We start from the raw sequence: 19,114 nt of genomic DNA, 5'->3' as shown, positions 1-19,114 counted from the left end.
AAAGTAGGTCATCGTCAGGCTCCCCCGCAGCAGACAGAAACCCCACCCCAAAAAGGTGGGGTTTCTGCGTTTACCAACCCCTCCACACCGCCCTTACAGAACCGGATCAGCGCGAAAACCCGACACGCCCGACTAGGTGCGTTCCGCGTTCAGGCGAGGCATCTCATCCACGCAGCACGACGGGAGCCCCAGGCGACGAACTAATCAACTGCCTGAAGCCTCTCCCGTAAGAATTCTATTTCTCTCGCGCCAAGAACCGTTGGGCAAGCCGCACCCAGTATGTCGAGCCGATCGGCAACAACTCGTCATTGAAGTCATAGCTCGCGTTATGCAGCGTACACGGACCTGCGCCGTGGCCCGAATCTCGGTGGCCGCCGTCGCCATTGCCCAGAAAGGCGTAGCAACCCGGTTTAGCGAGCAGCATGAAGGAAAAGTCCTCTGCGCCCATCGTCGGCTCAACCGCGTCGTCGACATTTTCTGCGCCGACAATTTCTTTCATGACCGTCGCGGCGAAGCGGGCCTCTTCGCTACTGTTGATCGTTGGCGGATAGTTGCGGTGGAACTGAATATCGACGGAGCAATCGTAGGCTTCCGCAGTGCTCTCTGCGATCTTGCGCATCCGCGCTTCGATCAGATCGAGGGTCTCGGTTGTAAATGTCCGTACGGTACCTGCGATCCACGCATTGTTCGGGACAACATTGACCGCATCGCCGGCGTGAATCTGAGTGATTGACAACACAGCGGTGTCGAGCGGCTTTTTATTTCGCGTGATGATGCTCTGCAGTCCATTCGCGATCTGCACTGCGGTAAAAACGGGATCGCGACCATTGTGCGGTAGCGCAGCGTGTGAGCCGACCCCTTTGATTTCAATGCGAAATTCGTTGCTCGATGCCATGATCGGACCTTCGGTCACACCGAAGTGACCCGCCGCCATGCCTGGCCAGTTATGAATGCCGAACACTGCGTCGACCGGAAACTTCACAAACAGGCCGTCGTCGATCATGGCCTGCGCACCGGCGCCTCCTTCTTCGGCGGGCTGGAAAATAAACACAATCGTGCCGTCAAATTCGCCGTGTTTGATCAGGTGCCGCGCGGCACCGAGAAGCATCGCGGTATGTCCATCATGGCCGCACGCGTGCATTTTGCCGTCGTTTTTCGACCGATGATCGAAGCTGTTCAGTTCCTGTATCGGCAACGCATCCATATCAGCACGCAGACCAATGGAGCGTGAACCATTGCCGCGTTTCAGTACGCCAACCACGCCGGTTTTGCCCAATCCCCGGTGCGTTTCGATACCCCACGACTCAAGCGTTCGTGCAACCAGATCTGCTGTCGCTGTCTCTTCGTAACGCAATTCCGGATGGGCGTGGATCGTTCGTCGGAGAGTCTGGATTTCGCCGTGAGCGGCTTGGATTTCGGGAATCAGTTTCATGACGGAGTGGTGATACGTGTGTGCTTTGGCTTGCGTGGAATCGCTCGGGGACGCGTCGGCCCGGGCACGGTCATGACCGATTCTACGCCGAAGATATTTTTGGCGGGGCAGTGCAGGCCAAGCGGTACTCGACGTAATAGAATCCCGCATTGTTCTATCGTTCCCCACGACGGACCGCCGATGAATGCTCCGACTGAACACGCTCGCGCCGTATGCCCGCACGATTGCCCCGACACGTGCGCGATGCGCGTGACGGTCGAGTCCGGCCGGGCGATCAAGGTCGTCGCCGATCCCGAGCATCCTCCAACGCAAGGCGCGCTGTGCACCAAGGTCAGCCGCTACGCTGAGCGCGTGCATCACCCGCAGAGACTGACGCGACCGATGAAGCGTGTCGGCCGTAAAGGCGAGGGGCGCTTTGAGCCGGTCGGCTGGGACGAGGCGTTCCAACTCGCGGCTCGCCGCCTGTCGGAAATTGCACACCGGGCGCCGGAGGCAATCCTCCCCTACAGCTATGCCGGCACAATGGGCTTGATTCAGGGCGACAGCATTGCGCAACGGTTCTTCCATAAGCTCGGCGCATCACAACTCGATCGCACGATTTGCGCGGCCGCCGGCGCGGCCGGGCTGAAGTACACCTATGGCGCGAGCCTCGGCATGCTCACCGAGTTTTTCGACGAAAGCGAAGTCATCCTCATCTGGGGCTCGAATCCGATTGCATCGAACCTCCATTTCTGGACCCGCGCTCAACAGGCCAAACGCCGCGGTGCGCGGCTGATCGCAATCGATCCGTACCGCTCGCTGACGGCCGAAAAATGCCATCAGCACATCGCTTTGAAACCAGGCACTGACAGCGCCCTGGCGCTCGGTATGATCAACGTGTTGATCAGGGAAAATCTGCTCGATCACGCTTACATCGAAGCTCACACGTTTGGTTTTGAAGAGCTGAAAGCCCGCGCGCTCAGTTACCCGCCGTCGCGCGCTGCGGAAATCTGCGGTATTGATGAACGGGCGATCGTCGATCTCGCACGACTTTACGGTGGCACCAGAAAGGCTGCAATCCGCATGAACTACGGCCTGCAACGCGTGCGCGGCGGCGGCAATGCAGTGCGCGCGATCGCTTGCCTGCCGTCGCTCACGGGTGCGTGGCGCGAGAGAGCGGGGGGCGTGTTGCTGTCGTCGGGCGGTTGGGCGCCGGTCGATTCGTATGCGTTGCAGCGTCCGGACCTGATGCCGGGTTGGCCGACCAGGACGAACCGCGTCATCAATATGAATGCGATCGGCGACGCGCTACTGCACACGGGCGACGCCGCGTTCGGCCCCAAAGTCGAAGCGATCGTCGTCTACAACTCGAATCCGGTGGCTGTCGCGCCAGATTCGGAGCGAGTCGCCGCGGGTTTCGCGCGCGAAGATCTGTTCACAATCGTCCTCGAGCATTTCCAGACCGACACCGCCGACTACGCCGATCTGTTGCTGCCCGCGACAACTCAGCTGGAGCACCTCGACGTTCACAAGTCGTACGGCCACACGCACGTAATGGTCAACCTGCCGGCAATCGCGCCGGTCGGTGAAGCGCTTCCGAACACGGAGATTTTTCGCGGCATCGCGCGTCATATGGGTCTCGACGAGCCCGCGCTGTTCGAGAGCGACGAGACCGTCGCGCAGGCGGCGTTCCGCTGGCAAGACAGAACGCTCAAAGGCGTAGATTGGGAGACCCTGAAGAAGACGGGCTGGGCCAGGCTGAATCTGCCCGATGCGCCTTTCGCCGAAGGTGGTTTCCAAACGCCGTCCGGTAAATGCGAGTTCTACAGCGAGCGCCTTGCGCAACAGGGACTCGACCCACTGCCGGACTATCTGCCGCCCTACGAATCCGCTGACGGCGCGCCGGAACTTGCCGCCCGTTATCCGCTGGCGATGATTTCGCCACCCGCACGCAACTTCCTGAATAGCACCTTCGTGAACATCGAAAGTCTGCGTTCGACCGAAGGCGAGCCGCATCTCGACATGCATCCGGCCGACGCGCAATCGCGAGACATCGTCGACGGCGATCAGGTGCGCATCTTTAACGATCGCGGGTCGATGCAGGCGCGCGTCCGTGTCACCGATAAAGCACGTGAGGGGCTCGTGGTGGGCCTGTCGATCTGGTGGAAGAAACTTGCTCCCGACGGCCGCAATGCCAATCAGGTTACCAGCCAGGCGCTCACTGATCTGGGCGGATCGGCAACTTTCTATGACTGCCTCGTCGAAGTCGAGCGCGTCTGAAACAAGTTCAATCGTCCAGCGGTGCTCGTCTTTTGAGGGTTCGAGGCTGCAGTCTAACCCGGCCGCTTTTCGCAAATAATCGAGAGGTGCCCATGCTACGATGCATTTTTAGCACGACCATTCGAAAATAAAGGAGGAGACGCTGCATGGACAAAATCTGGCTGAAATCTTATCCACCCGGCGTTCCCGCAGAGATTGACCCAACCCGCTACTCGTCGGTCGGAGAACTGCTCGAAGAAGCCTTTCGCGACCACCGCGCCAAGCCCGCGTTCGTCTGCATGGGCAAGGAAATCAGCTATGGCGAGCTCGACGCGCTTTCGCGCAAGCTGGCAGCGTGGTTTCAATCGAAGGGCCTGGCCCGCGGCGCGCGCATCGCGATCATGATGCCGAACGTGCTGCAATATCCGGTGGCGATTGCCGCTATTCTGCGCGCGGGCTACGTGGTCGTGAACGTGAACCCGCTTTATACCCCGCGTGAGTTAGAGCATCAGCTAAAGGACAGCGACGCGGAAGCGATCATTCTGCTCGAGAACTTCGCGGTCACGCTGCAGGCGATCGTACGCAACACGTCGATCAAGCATGTGGTTGTAGCCGCGATGGGTGATCTGATGGGCCTGAAGGGCACGCTGGTGAACTTCGTCGTGCGCAAGGTGAAAAAGATGGTGCCGGCGTGGAGCCTGCCGGGTCACGTCAAATTCAATACCGCGATCGCGGAAGGTGGACGTCAGAATTTCAAGCCGGTCCAGCAAGGTCCGAACGATGTCGCGTTTCTCCAGTACACGGGCGGCACGACGGGCGTAGCCAAGGGCGCGACGCTGCTGCATCGGAACCTGATCGCCAACGTGTTGCAGTCGGAAGTCTGGCTCGATCCGGTGCGCGCGAATCGTACGGACATCGATCAGTTCATCACCGTGGTTGCCTTGCCCCTGTATCACGTGTTTGCGCTGACGGTTTGCGGGTTGCTGACAATCCGTACCGGCGGCCTCGGCGTGCTGATTCCTAATCCGCGCGACATTCCGGGCATGATCAAAGCGCTTGAAGGGTATGCAATCACGACAATTCCCGCCGTCAACACGCTCTACAACGCGATGTTGAATAGCCCGGATTTCCATAAGCTCGATTTTTCGAAGCTGATCGCCGCGAACGGTGGTGGTATGGCGGTGCAGGAGGCTGTAGCCAAGCGCTGGTACGAGCAGACGCACACGCCGATCATTGAAGGCTACGGGTTGTCGGAAACGTCGCCGTGCGTGACCTGCAATCCGGTGACCGTCACCGAATACAGCGGGACAATCGGCTTGCCGCTGCCGTCGACGGAAATCTCGATTCGAGACGACGAAGGCAACGAAGTGCCGCTCGGCCAGCCGGGTGAAATCTGCATCCGGGGCCCGCAGGTAATGGCGGGTTACTGGAACCGGCCCGACGAAACGGCAAAAGTGATGACGGAGGATGGCTTCTTTAAATCGGGCGATGTCGGCCTGATGAACGAAGGTGGCTTCGTCAAGATCGTCGACCGCAAGAAGGACATGATTCTGGTGTCCGGCTTCAACGTCTATCCGAACGAAATCGAAGACGTGGTCGCCAAACTGCCGGGCGTGTTCGAAGTCGCCGCGGTCGGCGTGCCGGATCAGCATTCGGGCGAGGCGGTGAAACTGTTCGTCGTGAAGAAAGATCAGGCACTCACCGATGCGGACATCTTTGCGTACTGCAAGCAGCAACTGACCGGTTACAAGCGGCCGAAGATCGTCGAATTCCGTACCGAACTGCCGAAGAGCAACGTCGGCAAGATCCTGCGCCGCGAGTTGCGCGACGGGCGCGCGTAAGCGGGATCGCGAACCGATCACGCACGAAGTCGGCATGAAATAGCGTACAGCGGTAAACGGCAAAAGCCCGGCAGATGAAAATCTGCCGGGCTTTTTTCAGTTCTGCGTCACCGCTGCCGTGCGAGGCCCGTCCGCAGTAGTGCGCAGCGCAGCGCCATAAAAAAAGGCGCCCGAAGGCGCCTTTAAGGCAAACTGCTTTATTACGACTTATTAGAACTTGTGGCGGATACCGACGCGCGCCGTGAACTGGTTCTGGTTCGACGAACCCGTCAGGCCGTTGATGCCTGCCGTTGCGTCGACCACAGCGCCACCAGCGGTGACCGTGTCGCCCAGAGCGTGTTGATACACACCCGTCACGTACACGTCGGTACGCTTGGACAGGAAGTAGTCCACGCCAACTGCGCCTTGGTGGTACTGAGCACGCGAGTTGCCGTTGATTTCCGCGCCGCGCGTGTAGTCATACGCTGCGCCGACCAGCAATGCCGGGGTCAACTGATACTTGAAGTTCAGTTCGGCGTTGTTGAACGTAGCCGACTGGCCCTTGAACGGCGATGCGAACGAAGCGCCCAGGTTGCCGAAGCGGATGTTCGAGTACGTCACGCCGACCGTTGCTGCGCCGAACGTGTATGCGCCGCCTGCACCGATGACCTGGTACGTGTTAGCCGACGAGAATCCAGCGTAGACCGGCGACGTCACTGCACCTGCTGCCGTCGTAGCCGTACCGCCGTTGTTGAACAGGCCACCCGAAGCTGCCGGGGTGCGTGCGTTCAAGTAGGCAACGCCCAAAACGAGGGGACCGTTGTTGTAGCCAGCGCCCAACGACCAGATCTGGTTCGACGTGACGTTGCCCGCGATGCCGCCGAAGCTGTACGTGCCGCCGAACGTCAGGCCGCCGTAGTTTGCGCTCGTGAACTTGACCGTGTTGTTGGTGCGGTATGCGTTGTTGAAGTTGTCGATATCGCCCGGGTGAGCAGCGATGTAGCCGCCCCACTGGTCGCCGGCTTCGAGCGGACCAACGTAGTCAACCACGGAGTCGTACTGACGACCCAGCGTGACCGTACCGAACTGGCTCGACAGGCCGACGTAAGCTTGACGACCGAACATCAGGCCGCCTTGACCGAGCTTGCCGTTGTTCACGTCAAAGCCGTTTTCCAACACGAAGATGGCCTTCAAACCGCCACCCAGATCTTCCGTGCCGCGCAGACCCCAACGCGAGCCTTGCAGAACGCCGCTCGACAGGTTGTACAGGTGCTTGCCACCCGAGTTGGTGTTGATGTTGAAGCCTTCGTCAATGATACCGTACAGGGTCACGCTGCTCTGAGCATGTGCGACGCCTGCGAATGCGCCCAGTGCTGCGAGAGCGAGAAGCGACTTTTTCATCGAATGATCTCCAAGGATTACGAATCTTTTGTACAAGGCGAATATTTATCTAGCGTTGAGGCCTTGCTTGTCCAACTTCGCGAGAAGTTGCACGTAATGTAACAAAAGGCCTACATGGCACAAAGAAAAAGGAGCGGGGCGGGAAGGCTCCTGTTTCGTTTACGCAACATGGTCTAAAATCAGAAACTGGCCGCCTGATTCACGCGGTTTGAAGGTTTCCGCGCAGCCCGAATTCAGCCGTAAAGCCTTATGGCACGGACCTGGCGGATCGATAAGGCGGTTGGTGAACGAGGGAGCGTTGAATGTTTCTGGACGAGTTGATTAGCGAGTTTGATCGGGGTTTACGCTCAATGACTGGCGTGTCGCGAATGAGCCGTCCGTTGCCGGTGCCGCAAGAATCCGCGGTGACGGAAGCGGCGCCCGAACTCTCACCGGCGGAGCGTGCGCACTCGGCCGGATTGATGCGCGTGAACCACGTCGGCGAGGTGTGCGCGCAGGCGCTCTATCAGGCTCAAAAACTCGCGACCAGGTCACCTTCGTTGCGCGCCGTGTTCAATCGCGCGGCAATCGAGGAAGAGGATCACCTCGCATGGACTGCGAAGCGTCTGGAAGCGCTCGACTCGCGCCCCAGTCTGTTGAACCCGCTCTGGTACACCGGCGCGCTGGCAATCGGCGTTGCAGCGGGGCGCATGGGCGACCGTGTCAGCCTGGGCTTCATGGCCGAAACCGAGCGTCAGGTGGAGCAGCATCTGGATAGCCATCTGGAGCAATTGCCGGCAGCCGACCGCGAGTCACGCGCAATCGTCGAACAGATGCGTGTGGACGAGGTGGAACATGGCAAGGCCGCAATGGAAGCCGGCGGAATCGAATTGCCGTTCCCCGTGCGCGGACTGATGCGTGCCGTGTCGAAAGTCATGACCCGTACGGCTTATTACATATAAGCTCGAGCTATCAGTTCGAGCGCTCCGCTCACGTACCTGCCGAAAGTGGGACGGCGCCTCGTGCGCCGTCGCCTGAAGTACCGGAAACGCCATCCGACACCTCCCGATCCCGCTTGACGATCTCTTTCAATCCGCGCCTTTCCCCTGCACTTTTCACGTATCACCTTCACAAGTTGCACTAGCTCATTCATTTATAACGGTTTTCCGTTTTATGTCTGGCGTGAAGGAGTCGCGCTAAGTCCTTGTTCTAACAAACAAAATTCGTCGCAAAAGCGCGCATCTCCCTTGACCCCTGTTTAGCGTTCCTCTAAAGTGGGAGACAGTGTGAGAAAGTGTATTTTTGTGTGATCTCACAGGCAGTTTCGGGTAGATTTTCACGAATCGGACAGCGGGCGCAAAAGCGCCACGAGCAACCAGGTTGCATGGGACCGGAGTAAAGCGCAAAAGCGCCAACTCCGGTCGACAGGGGAGAGCGAAGTGTTCCAAGGGGCGTCGGCGCTGACGCTCGATGCGAAAGGGCGGATGTCTATTCCCTCTCGGTATCGGGATGCGCTGCAAACACAGGCAGAGGGCCGGGTGACGATCACCAAGCACCCGGACGGCTGCCTGTTGCTCTTTCCTCGCCCGGAGTGGGAAATCTTTCGCGACAAGGTCGACAAGCTGCCCATGAACGCGACCTGGTGGAAGCGCATTTTTCTCGGCAACGCAATGGACGTGGATATGGACGGCGCAGGGCGCGTGCTCGTGTCGCCGGAATTGCGCACGGCCGGCGGGCTGGAAAAAGAAGTGACCTTGCTCGGCATGGGCCGTCACTTCGAGTTGTGGGATGCACAGACATACACCGCGAAGGAACAGGCGGCAATGGCAGAGGGCATGCCCGATGCCTTGAAAGATTTCACGTTCTGATCGCGGTTTACATATATGGCACCTGCGATGGGAAATGAATTGCAGCATCGCACGGTGCTGCTGGAAGAAGCGGTTCAGGCGCTGGTCACCCGCGCGGACGGCGTGTATGTGGACGGCACCTTCGGGCGCGGTGGTCACAGCCGGCTGGTGTTGGAGAAGTTGGGTGAGTCGGGGCGTCTGATCGCTTTCGACAAAGACCCGCTTGCCATCGCCACGGCTCAGCAAATTACGGATCCGCGCTTTGGCATCGTGCACGAGAGTTTTGCTTCACTGCGCACCGCAATGGCGGAGCGCGGCGTAGGACGGGTGTCGGGCGTTTTGCTGGATCTGGGCGTGTCGTCGCCGCAAGTCGACGATCCGGAGCGGGGCTTCAGCTTTCGCGCCGACGGCCCGCTCGACATGCGGATGGACCCGACGCGCGGCGAATCGGCGGCTGACTGGCTGGCGCGGGCCACGGTGCAGGAATTGACGGAGGTGATACGAGATTATGGGGAAGAACGGTTTGCTTTTCAGATTGCAAAGGCGCTTGTTGCTCGCCGGGCAGAGTCCGACCGTCTTGGGCCTCTCGTCAGCACGGGCGAGCTTGCCCAAATCGTGGCTAACGTCGTCAAGACCCGTGAGAAGGGCAAGGATCCGGCAACCCGCACCTTTCAAGCTATACGGATTCACATCAATCAAGAGCTTGCGGAGCTGCAAGTCGTTTTAGAAGCGGCGTTGTCGCTGTTGGAGCAAGGGGGGCGGCTGGTGGTCATCAGCTTTCATTCGCTCGAAGACCGGATCGTCAAGCGATTCATGCAGGCGCACGCGAGTACGCCGGCGGTCGATCGCCGTCTGCCGATTCGCGCAGTCGATCTGCCGAGCCCTCCGCTCAAGATCATCGGCCGCGTGTTCGCGAGCGACGCTGAAGTCGCCGCGAACCCGCGCGCCCGTTCTGCCGTGATGCGCGTGGCGGAGCGGATCGCACCATGAACCGCCTCAATATCTTCCTGCTGATTATCGTGATGGGCTGCGCCTTGTCGGTCGTCAACGCCACCAATCAGCAGCGTCAGATCTTTATCCAGTTGCAGCGCGCCCAATCGCAGGAGCGCCAGTTGCAGCAGGACTATTCGCAACTTCAATATCAGCAGAGCGCACTGTCGAAAACGTCGCGCATCGAGCAGATCGCCACTGATTCCCTGAAGATGCAATCGGTTACGACCGGCCGCACCCAGTACCTCACGCTCGATCCGGGCGCGGCGAAAGCCGAAGATGCGCCGATCCCGACTTCCGGCCCCGCATCGACGCCGGCGGCGACCCGTCGCGGAGGCGTGCGATGAAAAAATCGTCGGCTCGCAAGAGCGTGGCTTTCTCGGCCAATCCGATCCTGTCGGTGCGCCTGCCGATGTGGCGCTCCAAGCTCGTCGTGTTCATGCTTTTCATGGCGTTCGTCGCGCTCACCGCGCGCGCCTTCTGGATTCAGGGCCCGGGCAACGCGTTCTATCAGAAGCAGGGTGAAATCCGCTATCAGCGCCGGCTCGAACTGCCGGCCACGCGTGGCAAGATTCTCGACCGTAACGGTCTCGTGCTGGCCACGAGTCTGCCGGTGCGCGCGATCTGGGCGATTCCGGAATCGGTGCCGGACGACCTCGGCGCCGACAAGCTGACTTCGCTCGGCAAGCTGCTCGGCATGACGAACAAGGAATTGCGCACCAAGCTGTCGGAGGACAAAAACTTCGTCTACGTGAAGCGCCAGGTGCCGGTGGACATTGCCGAAAAAGTCTCCGCGCTGGAGATTCCCGGCATTTACGCGCGCGACGAGTACAAGCGCTTCTACCCGGAAGGCGAGATCACGGCTCACCTGATCGGCTTCACCAACGTGGAAGACGAAGGCCAGGAAGGCGTCGAACTCGGCGACCAGAAGCTGCTCGCCGGCGTGTCGGGCAGCCGGCGCGTGATTAAAGACCGCATGGGCCACATCATCGAGGACGTGGACGAGCAGGTCGTGCCGCACAACGGCCAGGACGTGGATCTCTCGATCGACAGCAAGATTCAGTACATCGCTTATACGAACCTGAAGGCGGCCGTCGAAAAATTCAAGGCGAAGGCCGGCGCGGCAATGGTGATCGACGTGCGCACCGGTGAAGTGCTGGCGCTCGTCAATTACCCCACATACAACCCGAACGACCGCACCCACCTGACCGGCGACCAGTTGCGCAACCGCATCCTGACCGACACGTTCGAACCCGGCTCGATCATGAAGCCGTTCACGGTCTCGCTCGCGCTCGATCTGCACCGCGTCACGCCGACTACACTGGTTGATACAGGCGGCGGCCGTTTCGTGCTTGACGGCGCGCCGATTACCGACGACAGCGCGTTCGGCGTACTGACGGTGGGCGGCGTGATCCAGAAGTCGAGCAACATCGGCGCGACGAAGATCGCCATGCAGCTCAAGCCCGAAGAGATGTGGAACATGTACACCAGCATCGGTCTCGGCCAGGCGCCGAAGGTCGGCTTCCCGGGCGCGGCGGCTGGCCGTCTGCGTCCGTGGAAGAGCTGGCGCCGCATCGAGCAGGCAACCATGTCGTATGGCTATGGTCTGTCGGTGTCGCTGTTCCAGTTGGGCCGCGCTTACACCGCGATCGCGCATGACGGCGAGATCATGCCGGTGTCGATCTTCCGCACGCCAGGCGATCAGCCGGCCACCGGCCCGCAGATCTTCGCGCCCACTACAGCGCGCGAAGTGCGCGCCATGCTCGAAACCGTCACGGCGCCGGGCGGCACCTCGCCGGATGCGGCGGTGCCGGGCTATCGCGTGGGCGGTAAAAGCGGTACGGCGTACAAGCACGGCGCGCACGGTTACGACCACTCCAAATATCGCGCGTCGTTCGTCGGCATGGCGCCCATGCCGAATCCGCGCATCGTCGTGGCCGTTTCGGTCGACGAACCGACGGCGGGCAGCCACTTCGGCGGTCAGGTGTCGGGCCCGGTGTTCTCGAGCATTGTCGGCGATACGCTGCGCTCGCTGAATGTGCCGCCGGACATGCCGGTCAAGCAAATGGTGGTGTCCGACGACTCGGCCCCGCCCGCACCGACTGCGCCCGCCACGCCTGCCACGGTCAAGAAACTCTCCACTAGCGCCGGCGCGAAGAAGATGACGATTTCCGCGAACGCGAAAAGCCATCCGGGAGTCGTGCGATGAGCGCGCTGCGTCACAAGCATCCCGCGCAGCGGCAGATCGCCGACGCTCTAACCTGGCTGCACGCTCACGTGCAGCCAGGCGCGCATCTGCACGCAGACACGCGCTCGCTCGCGGCCGGCGACGTGTTTTTCGCCTACGCAGTGGACGGCGCGGACAACCATCCGTTCATCGAGGGTGCGATCGAACGTGGCGCCGCCGCCGTGCTGGTTCAGCCCGAGGGCTTCAGCGGCGCGATCGATCCGTCGAACACGCTCGCCGTGCCGGCGTTGAACGAACTCGCGGGTTCGATCGCGAGCGGCTGGTACAACGACCCAAGCGACAGCATGCTGACGGTCGGCATTACCGGCACGAACGGCAAGACTTCGTGCAGCCAGTGGATCTCGGCGGCGCTGACGGCGCTCGGCACGCGTTGCGCGATCATCGGCACGCTCGGCACGGGTTTGCCCGGTCACCTGGTGCACACGGGTTTCACCACGCCCGACGCACCGCAACTGCAACGCAGCCTCGCGCAATTGCGCGACGCGGGCGCGCAGGCGGTCGCCATGGAAGTGTCGTCGCACGCGCTGCACCAGGGGCGCGTGAACGGCACGGCGTTCGACATCGCCGTGTTCACGAATCTCACGCAGGACCATCTCGACTATCACCAGACGTTCGAAGCCTACGAAGCCGCCAAAGCGCGCCTCTTCGCCTGGCCCGAACTGCGTGCGGCCGTGATCAATCGCGACGATGCAGCCGGCCGCCGTTTGCTCGCCAGCACGCAAGGCCATGCGCGCACGATTGCCTACGGCCTCGACAGCGAACAAGGCGCGCTGCAGGACGCGCCGCGAGCTGACGCGTTGCTGCTGGCCTCGAATGTGCGCGCCACGGCCACGGGCACCGCGTTCCATCTGAGCACCTCGGAGTGGGGCGATGCCGAAGTCGAAGTGCAAACGCTCGGCGCGTTCAACGTGAGCAATCTGCTCGGCGTACTGGGCGCGTTGCTTGCCGCCGACGTGCCGTTCGAAGCCGCGCTGGCCGAACTGGCGAAGCTCGAACCGGTGAACGGCCGCATGCAGCGTCTGGGCGGCCGCTTGCAGAACGACGAACCGCTCGTCGTGATCGATTACGCGCACACGCCGGATGCGCTGGAAAAGACGCTGGAGGCGCTGCGCCCGATGGCCGCCGCACGCGGTGGCGAACTGATCTGCATGTTCGGCTGCGGCGGCGATCGCGATGCGACCAAGCGTCCGCTGATGGGCGCGATCGCCGAGAAGATCGCCGACGGCGTCGTGCTGACCAGCGACAACCCGCGCAGCGAAGATCCGCAATCGATCATCGAGCAGATCGCGGCGGGTATGAAAGACGCGTCGAAGGCACGCCGTATCGAGGACCGCGCAAGCGCGATCCTGCAGGCGATCCGCAGCGCCGCGCGCGAAGACGTTATCGTGCTGGCCGGCAAGGGGCATGAAGCAACACAGGAAATCATGGGTAAGAAACGCGCTTTCTCCGATCAGGATCACGCTCGCCTCGCGCTGGCCGCGCGCGCGACGCAGGCACGCGGAGGTGGCGAATGAGCATGTTCTCGCTGCGTGAAGCTGCGGCGCTGATCCCGGGCTCGACCGTGCTCGGCGACGACAGCGTCGCTTTTGAACGCATCTCGACCGACAGCCGCAGCGCCGGCCCGGGCGATCTGTTCGTCGCGATCAAGGGCGACCGGTTCGACGCGCACGACTTCCTGCCGGACGTGGCCGCGCGTAACGTCACGGCGGCACTGGCCTCGCGCACGCCGCAAGACTGGAACGTGCCCACGCTGCAAGTCACCGACACGCGTGTAGGTCTGGGTGCGCTCGCACGCGGCTGGCGCCGCAAGTTCAGCATGCCGCTCGTCGCCGTGACGGGCAGCAACGGCAAGACCACGGTCAAGGAAATGATCGCGTCGATCTTCGCGGCCGCGGTCGGCGCCGACGCACGTCTCGCCACTGCGGGCAACTTCAACAACGACATCGGCTTGCCGCTCACGCTGTTCCGTCTGCACGCAGCACATCAACTGGCGGTAGTCGAACTCGGCATGAACCATCCGGGCGAAACCTCTGACCTCGCGAAAATCGCCGAGCCGACCGTCGCGGTAGTAAACAACGCACAGCGCGAGCACCAGGAATTCATGGCGACTGTCGAAGCCGTCGCGCTGGAACACGCAAGCGTGATTCACGCGCTCTCGCCCCAAGGTATCGCCGTGTTCCCCGCCGACGACGCTTACGCGAGCATCTGGCGAGTGGCCGCAACCGGCAACCGCATCATGGACTTCGCGCTGAACTCCGCGGAGCGCACCACTGAAGCTGCGGTAAAAGGCACGTTCGCCGGCAACATCTTGAGCATCGACACGCCGGAAGGCCATATCGAAGTCACGCTGCAAGTGCTCGGCGACCACAATGCGCACAACGCACTCGCCGCAACGTCAGCCGCTCTCGCCGCAGGCGTGTCGCTCGACGCGATCAGGCGCGGCCTCGAGTCGTTCGGCGCAGTAAAGGGCCGCTTGCAGGTGAAGCAAGCCGTACTCGGCACGCTCGCCGGCGCAACCGTGATCGACGACACCTACAACGCTAACCCCGATTCGATGCGCGCCGCAATCGACGTGCTCGCCCCGCGCCCCGCGCCCCGCGTGCTGGTGATGGGTGACATGGGCGAAGTCGGCGACAACGGTCCGGCGTTCCACCGCGAAATCGGCGCGTACGCGAGGGAACGCGGTATCGACGCGCTGTACGCAATGGGCGACGCCTCGCGCGACGCCTGCGCCGCGTATGGCGCGAACGCGCACCACGTCGCCGACGTCGGCACGCTGGTCGCGCAATTGCAGCAGGCCGGTTTCGGTCCTGCCGCAACGCTTCTCGTGAAAGGCTCGCGCTTCATGCAGATGGAGCGCGTGGTGGACGCCGTAACGAGTCCACAACCCAACGCAGCGGGCAGCACGCCCGCCGCACATTGAAATAGAAGGACCGAAGCATGCTACTGGCGCTGGCGCAATGGCTGCAGAATGACGCAAGCTTCTTGCGCGTGTTCAGTTATCTGACTTTCCGTGCGGTGATGGCGACCATCACCGCGCTGCTGATCGGGCTCGTCTGCGGCCCGGCGGTGATCCGCAAGCTGACCGCCATGAAGGTCGGTCAGGCCGTTCGTAAAGACGGCCCGCAGACTCACCTCGTCAAATCCGGCACGCCGACCATGGGCGGTGTGCTGATTCTGCTCGGCATTGCCGTGGCCACGTTGCTGTGGGCCGATCTGACCAATCGCTTCATCTGGATCGTGATGCTCGTCACGTTCGGTTTCGGCGTGATCGGCTGGGTCGACGATTACCGCAAGGTGGTCTACAAGGATCCGCGCGGCATGTCGTCGCGCGAAAAGTATTTCTGGCAGTCGGTGATCGGCCTGTTCGCCGCCGTGTACCTCGCGTTCAGCGTGTCCGAAGCGAGCAATGTGCGCGTGTATGACCTGTTCATGGCGTGGGTGCGCAGCGGCCTGTCGATGGGCCTGCCTCCCCACGCCGACCTGATGCTGCCGTTCGTCAAATCGATCAGCTATCCGCTCGGCGTGTGGGGCTTCATCGTACTGACGTATCTGGTGATCGTCGGCGCGAGCAACGCGGTCAATCTCACCGACGGCCTCGACGGTCTCGTGATCATGCCGGTCGTGCTGGTCGGCGCGTCGCTCGGCGTGTTCGCTTACGTGATGGGCAGCTCGGTCTACTCGAAATACCTGCTGTTTCCGCATATTGCCGGTGCGGGCGAACTGCTGATCTTCTGTTCGGCAATGGGTGGGGCGGGGCTCGCGTTCCTCTGGTTCAACACGCACCCGGCGCAAATGTTCATGGGCGACGTCGGCGCGCTGGCGCTCGGCGGCGCGCTCGGCACGGTCGCGGTGATCGTGCGCCAGGAAATCGTGCTCTTCATCATGGGCGGCATTTTCGTCGCGGAGACGCTCTCCGTGATGTTGCAGGTGACCTGGTTCAAATTCACCAAGCGTCGTTTCGGCGAAGGGCGGCGTCTCTTCAAGATGGCGCCGCTGCATCACCACTTCGAATTGTCGGGTTGGAAGGAAACCCAAGTGGTCGTGCGCTTCTGGATCATCACGTTGATGTTGTGTCTCTTTGGTTTGTCCACGCTCAAACTGCGTTAAGCAGCAGGTATTAGGGGAAGCAGGCGATGTTCGGCGAGAAGTTTCGGGATCGGCAAAAGCCGATGGTGCTCGTGCTGGGACTGGGTGAATCCGGTCTCGCTATGGCGCGCTGGTGCGCGCGGCACGGCTGTCGGCTGCGTGTGGCCGATACGCGCGAAGTGCCGCCGAACCTGTCCGCGCTCGAAGCACACGGCGTCGACGCGCAATTCGTCGGCGGCCCGTTTTCTCCGGTGCTGCTCGAAGGCGTCGAACTCGTCGCCATCAGCCCGGGTTTGTCGCCGCTTGCCGCGGATCTGTTGTCGCTGATCGCGGCGGCGCGCGAGCAGGGCATCCCCGTGTGGGGCGAACTCGAATTTTTCTCGCAAGCGCTGAAGACGCTCGGCGAAAGCGGCTATGCGCCGAAAGTGATCGCGATTACCGGCACTAACGGCAAGACCACGACCACGAGCCTCACTGGACTGCTCTGCGAGCGCGCCGGCAGGAAGGTCGCGGTGGCGGGCAATATCAGCCCGGCGCTGCTCGACAAGCTCTCGGAAGCGATCGACAACACCGCGTTGCCGGACGTGTGGGTGCTGGAGCTCTCGAGCTTCCAGCTCGAAACCGCGCACACGTTTTCGCCGGATGCGGCGGTTGTGCTGAACATCACCCAGGATCACCTCGACTGGCACGGCGGACTCGACGCATACGCTGCCGCGAAGGGCCGCATCTTTGGTACACAAACGGTGCGTGTGCTGAATCGGGACGACTCGCGCGTCATGGCGCTGGCGCCTTCGGAAGACAGCGAAGCAGAGGTGATCACGTTCGGCGTCACCGAGCCGAAGAACGACGGCGACTACGGTTTGCTGCGCGACAACGGCATGATCTGGCTGGTCGAAGCGCACGATCGCGACGCGAGCGACGAACCTGTGCCGAAGCGCCGCCGCAAGAACGAAGTGGCGACGCCGCCGAACATTGCGTTGAAGCGCCTGATGCCGGCGGACGCCTTGCGCATTCGCGGTTTGCACAACGCCGCCAACGCGCTCGCCGCCTACGCGCTCGCCCGCGCGGTCGGCCTGCCGGGTGCGCCGCTGCTGCACGGTCTGCGCGAATATCGCGGCGAGCCGCATCGCGTGGAATTGATCGCGTCGATCGACGGTATCGATTATGTGGACGACAGCAAGGGCACCAATGTCGGCGCGACGGTCGCCGCGCTCGACGGACTCGCGCAGCGCGTGGTGCTGATCGCCGGCGGCGACGGCAAGGGCCAGGATTTCGAACCGCTCGCGGCGCCGGTCATGCGCTGGTGCCGCGCCGTGATGCTGATCGGCCGTGACGCGCCGCAGATTCGCGCCGCGCTGGAAGACACCGGTATCGCGATGACGGACCACGCCACGCTCGAAGAAGCAACGCGCGCCGCGGCCGCGCTGGCGCAGCCGGGCGACGCCGTACTGCTGTCGCCGGCTTGCGCAAGCTTCGACATGTTCAAGGGTTACGCGCACCGCGCCGCGGTGTTCCGCAGCACGGTGGAAGAGATCGCAGCCGAACGGGGGACGATGATATGAGCTGGTCGGAACGTTTCGGTTCGCGTCAGGCTGCCGCCAGCGACGCAGGCGGTTTGGGCGGCGCGGGTCGGGTCGGTGGCCGCACGGGCGGCAGCGGTCTCGCGAGCGCCGTCAACGGCGTGCGTCCGCTGCGCTCGCGCATGCTCGACTACGATCATTCGCTGCTGTGGGTGGTCGTCGCGCTGCTCGGACTCGGCGTGGTGATGGTGTATTCGGCGTCGATCGCCATGCCCGATTCGCCGAAATACGCGTCGTACCGCGACTACGCATTCCTCGTGCGCCAGATCATCTTCGTGGTGATGGGCTCGGTGATCGGCGTCGTGGCGTTCCGCGTTCCAATCGCGACGTGGGACAAGTACGCGCCGAAGCTGTTTCTGATTTCGCTGGCCGCGTTGGTGATCGTGCTGATTCCACACGTCGGCAAGGGCGTGAACGGCGCGCGCCGCTGGATTCCGCTCGGCATCACGAACATGCAGCCGTCGGAAATCATGAAGCTCGCCGTGACGATTTACGCGGCGAACTACACGGTGCGCAAGCAGGAATACATGCATAGCTTCGCCAAAGGCTTTTTGCCGATGGCGGTGGCGGTGGGACTCGTCGGCGCGTTGCTGCTGCTCGAGCCGGACATGGGCGCGTTCATGGTGATCGCGGCGATCGCAATGGGCGTGCTGTTTCTCGGCGGCGTGAACGGCAAGCTGTTCGGCGGACTGGTGGCGACCGCGGTCGGCACGTTCAGCTTGCTGGTGTGGGCGTCGCCGTGGCGTCGTGAGCGGATTTTCGCGTACCTCGATCCGTGGGACGACCGCTATGCCCAGGGCAAGGCTTATCAATTGACGCACTCGCTGATCGCGTTCGGGCGCGGCGAATGGTTCGGCGTGGGACTCGGCGGCAGCGTCGAGAAGCTCAACTATCTGCCGGAAGCGCATACCGACTTCATCCTCGCGGTGATCGGCGAGGAACTGGGTTTTGTCGGCGTGCTGGTCGTGATCCTGATGTTCTACTGGATCGTGCGGCGCTCGTTCGAGATCGGCCGCCAGGCGCTTGCGCTTGATCGCACGTTCGCGGGCCTTGTGGCGAAGGGCGTCGGCATCTGGTTCGGCGCGCAGACTTTCATCAACATGGGCGTGAACCTCGGCTTGCTGCCGACCAAGGGTCTCACGTTGCCGCTCGTCAGTTACGGCGGCTCGGGCATTTTGCTGAACTGCGTCGCAGTGGCCGTGCTGATGCGCGTGGATTATGAAAATCGTGTGCTGATGCGTGGGGGGAAGGTATGACCCCCATGCAGCAGCGCACGATTTCGGCGAAGGCTAACTTCGTGCGCAAGGCGCGCGAAGTTAAGCGCAGCGGCCGAAGCCAAAACGGGTTTTCGTCCATGCTGATGCGTGGGGGGAAGGTATGACCCCCATGCAGCAGCGCACGATTTCGGCGAAGGCTAACTTCGTGCGCAAGGCGCGCGAAGTTAAGCGCAGCGGCCGAAGCCAAAACGGGTTTTCGTCCATGCTGATGCG

Annotated in this window: 14 protein-coding genes; 12 read left to right on the top strand and 2 right to left on the bottom strand. The window is 62.2% G+C overall.

What is annotated here, in order from left to right; all coding sequences use genetic code 11:
* Nucleotides 1–235: 235 nt before the first annotated feature.
* Nucleotides 236–1,432, bottom strand: coding sequence for a M20 aminoacylase family protein (locus NE850_RS28395; protein ID WP_007180292.1), 1,197 nt, complete (start codon nt 1,430–1,432; stop codon nt 236–238).
* A 180-nt stretch (nt 1,433–1,612) separates the two neighbouring features.
* On the opposite strand from NE850_RS28395, the gene NE850_RS28390 reads away from it, so the two are divergent.
* Nucleotides 1,613–3,691 carry a molybdopterin-dependent oxidoreductase gene (locus tag NE850_RS28390; protein WP_007180293.1) on the top strand — a complete coding sequence of 693 codons (2,079 nt, stop codon included), beginning with the start codon at nt 1,613–1,615 and terminating at the stop codon, nt 3,689–3,691.
* A 146-nt stretch (nt 3,692–3,837) separates the two neighbouring features.
* The gene (locus NE850_RS28385) at nt 3,838–5,511 is read left to right on the top strand and encodes a long-chain fatty acid--CoA ligase (protein WP_007180294.1); all 1,674 of its coding nucleotides are present in this window, start codon (nt 3,838–3,840) and stop codon (nt 5,509–5,511) included.
* A gap of 210 nt (nt 5,512–5,721) precedes the next feature.
* On the opposite strand, the gene NE850_RS28380 is transcribed toward NE850_RS28385, so the two are convergent.
* The gene (locus tag NE850_RS28380; RefSeq protein WP_007180295.1) at nt 5,722–6,891 is read right to left on the bottom strand and encodes a porin; all 1,170 of its coding nucleotides are present in this window, start codon (nt 6,889–6,891) and stop codon (nt 5,722–5,724) included.
* Nucleotides 6,892–7,193: 302 nt separating this feature from the next.
* On the opposite strand from NE850_RS28380, the gene coq7 reads away from it, so the two are divergent.
* The 10 genes from coq7 to ftsW all read left to right on the top strand — a co-directional run bounded on the left by coq7 (nt 7,194) and on the right by ftsW (nt 18,880).
* Nucleotides 7,194–7,832 carry a 2-polyprenyl-3-methyl-6-methoxy-1,4-benzoquinone monooxygenase gene (gene coq7 / locus NE850_RS28375; protein ID WP_007180296.1) on the top strand — a complete coding sequence of 213 codons (639 nt, stop codon included), beginning with the start codon at nt 7,194–7,196 and terminating at the stop codon, nt 7,830–7,832.
* 477 nt (nt 7,833–8,309) lie between these two features.
* Nucleotides 8,310–8,738 carry a division/cell wall cluster transcriptional repressor MraZ gene (gene mraZ / locus NE850_RS28370; protein WP_165187104.1) on the top strand — a complete coding sequence of 143 codons (429 nt, stop codon included), beginning with the start codon at nt 8,310–8,312 and terminating at the stop codon, nt 8,736–8,738.
* Nucleotides 8,739–8,753: 15 nt separating this feature from the next.
* A complete protein-coding gene (gene rsmH, locus NE850_RS28365) occupies nt 8,754–9,707 on the top strand; it encodes a 16S rRNA (cytosine(1402)-N(4))-methyltransferase RsmH (RefSeq protein ID WP_011489924.1) in 954 nt (317 codons plus the stop codon).
* On the top strand, nt 9,704–10,054 hold the full coding sequence (ftsL, locus tag NE850_RS28360; RefSeq protein ID WP_007180299.1) for a cell division protein FtsL: 351 nt from the start codon (nt 9,704–9,706) through the stop codon (nt 10,052–10,054). Before rsmH ends, ftsL begins: the two co-directional genes overlap by 4 nt.
* Nucleotides 10,051–11,916 carry a penicillin-binding protein 2 gene (locus NE850_RS28355; RefSeq protein WP_007180300.1) on the top strand — a complete coding sequence of 622 codons (1,866 nt, stop codon included), beginning with the start codon at nt 10,051–10,053 and terminating at the stop codon, nt 11,914–11,916. Before ftsL ends, NE850_RS28355 begins: the two co-directional genes overlap by 4 nt.
* Nucleotides 11,913–13,469 carry a UDP-N-acetylmuramoyl-L-alanyl-D-glutamate--2,6-diaminopimelate ligase gene (locus NE850_RS28350; RefSeq protein WP_007180301.1) on the top strand — a complete coding sequence of 519 codons (1,557 nt, stop codon included), beginning with the start codon at nt 11,913–11,915 and terminating at the stop codon, nt 13,467–13,469. Before NE850_RS28355 ends, NE850_RS28350 begins: the two co-directional genes overlap by 4 nt.
* A complete protein-coding gene (murF, locus tag NE850_RS28345; protein ID WP_007180302.1) occupies nt 13,466–14,878 on the top strand; it encodes a UDP-N-acetylmuramoyl-tripeptide--D-alanyl-D-alanine ligase in 1,413 nt (470 codons plus the stop codon). The genes NE850_RS28350 and murF overlap by 4 nt, the downstream gene beginning before the upstream one ends.
* Nucleotides 14,879–14,895: 17 nt before the next feature.
* Complete coding sequence (gene mraY / locus NE850_RS28340; RefSeq protein WP_007180303.1) at nt 14,896–16,065, top strand: phospho-N-acetylmuramoyl-pentapeptide-transferase; 1,170 nt, start codon at nt 14,896–14,898, stop codon at nt 16,063–16,065.
* 26 nt (nt 16,066–16,091) lie between these two features.
* Complete coding sequence (gene murD, locus NE850_RS28335; protein ID WP_007180304.1) at nt 16,092–17,606, top strand: UDP-N-acetylmuramoyl-L-alanine--D-glutamate ligase; 1,515 nt, start codon at nt 16,092–16,094, stop codon at nt 17,604–17,606.
* A complete protein-coding gene (gene ftsW / locus NE850_RS28330) occupies nt 17,603–18,880 on the top strand; it encodes a putative lipid II flippase FtsW (RefSeq protein WP_007180305.1) in 1,278 nt (425 codons plus the stop codon). Before murD ends, ftsW begins: the two co-directional genes overlap by 4 nt.
* The last annotated feature ends 234 nt before the right edge of the window (nt 18,881–19,114 follow it).

It is taken from the genome of Paraburkholderia sp. USG1, from assembly GCF_031570135.1.
Taxonomy (GTDB): Bacteria; Pseudomonadota; Gammaproteobacteria; order Burkholderiales; family Burkholderiaceae; genus Paraburkholderia; species Paraburkholderia dioscoreae.
This window is presented reverse-complemented; position numbering and strand designations above follow the sequence as displayed.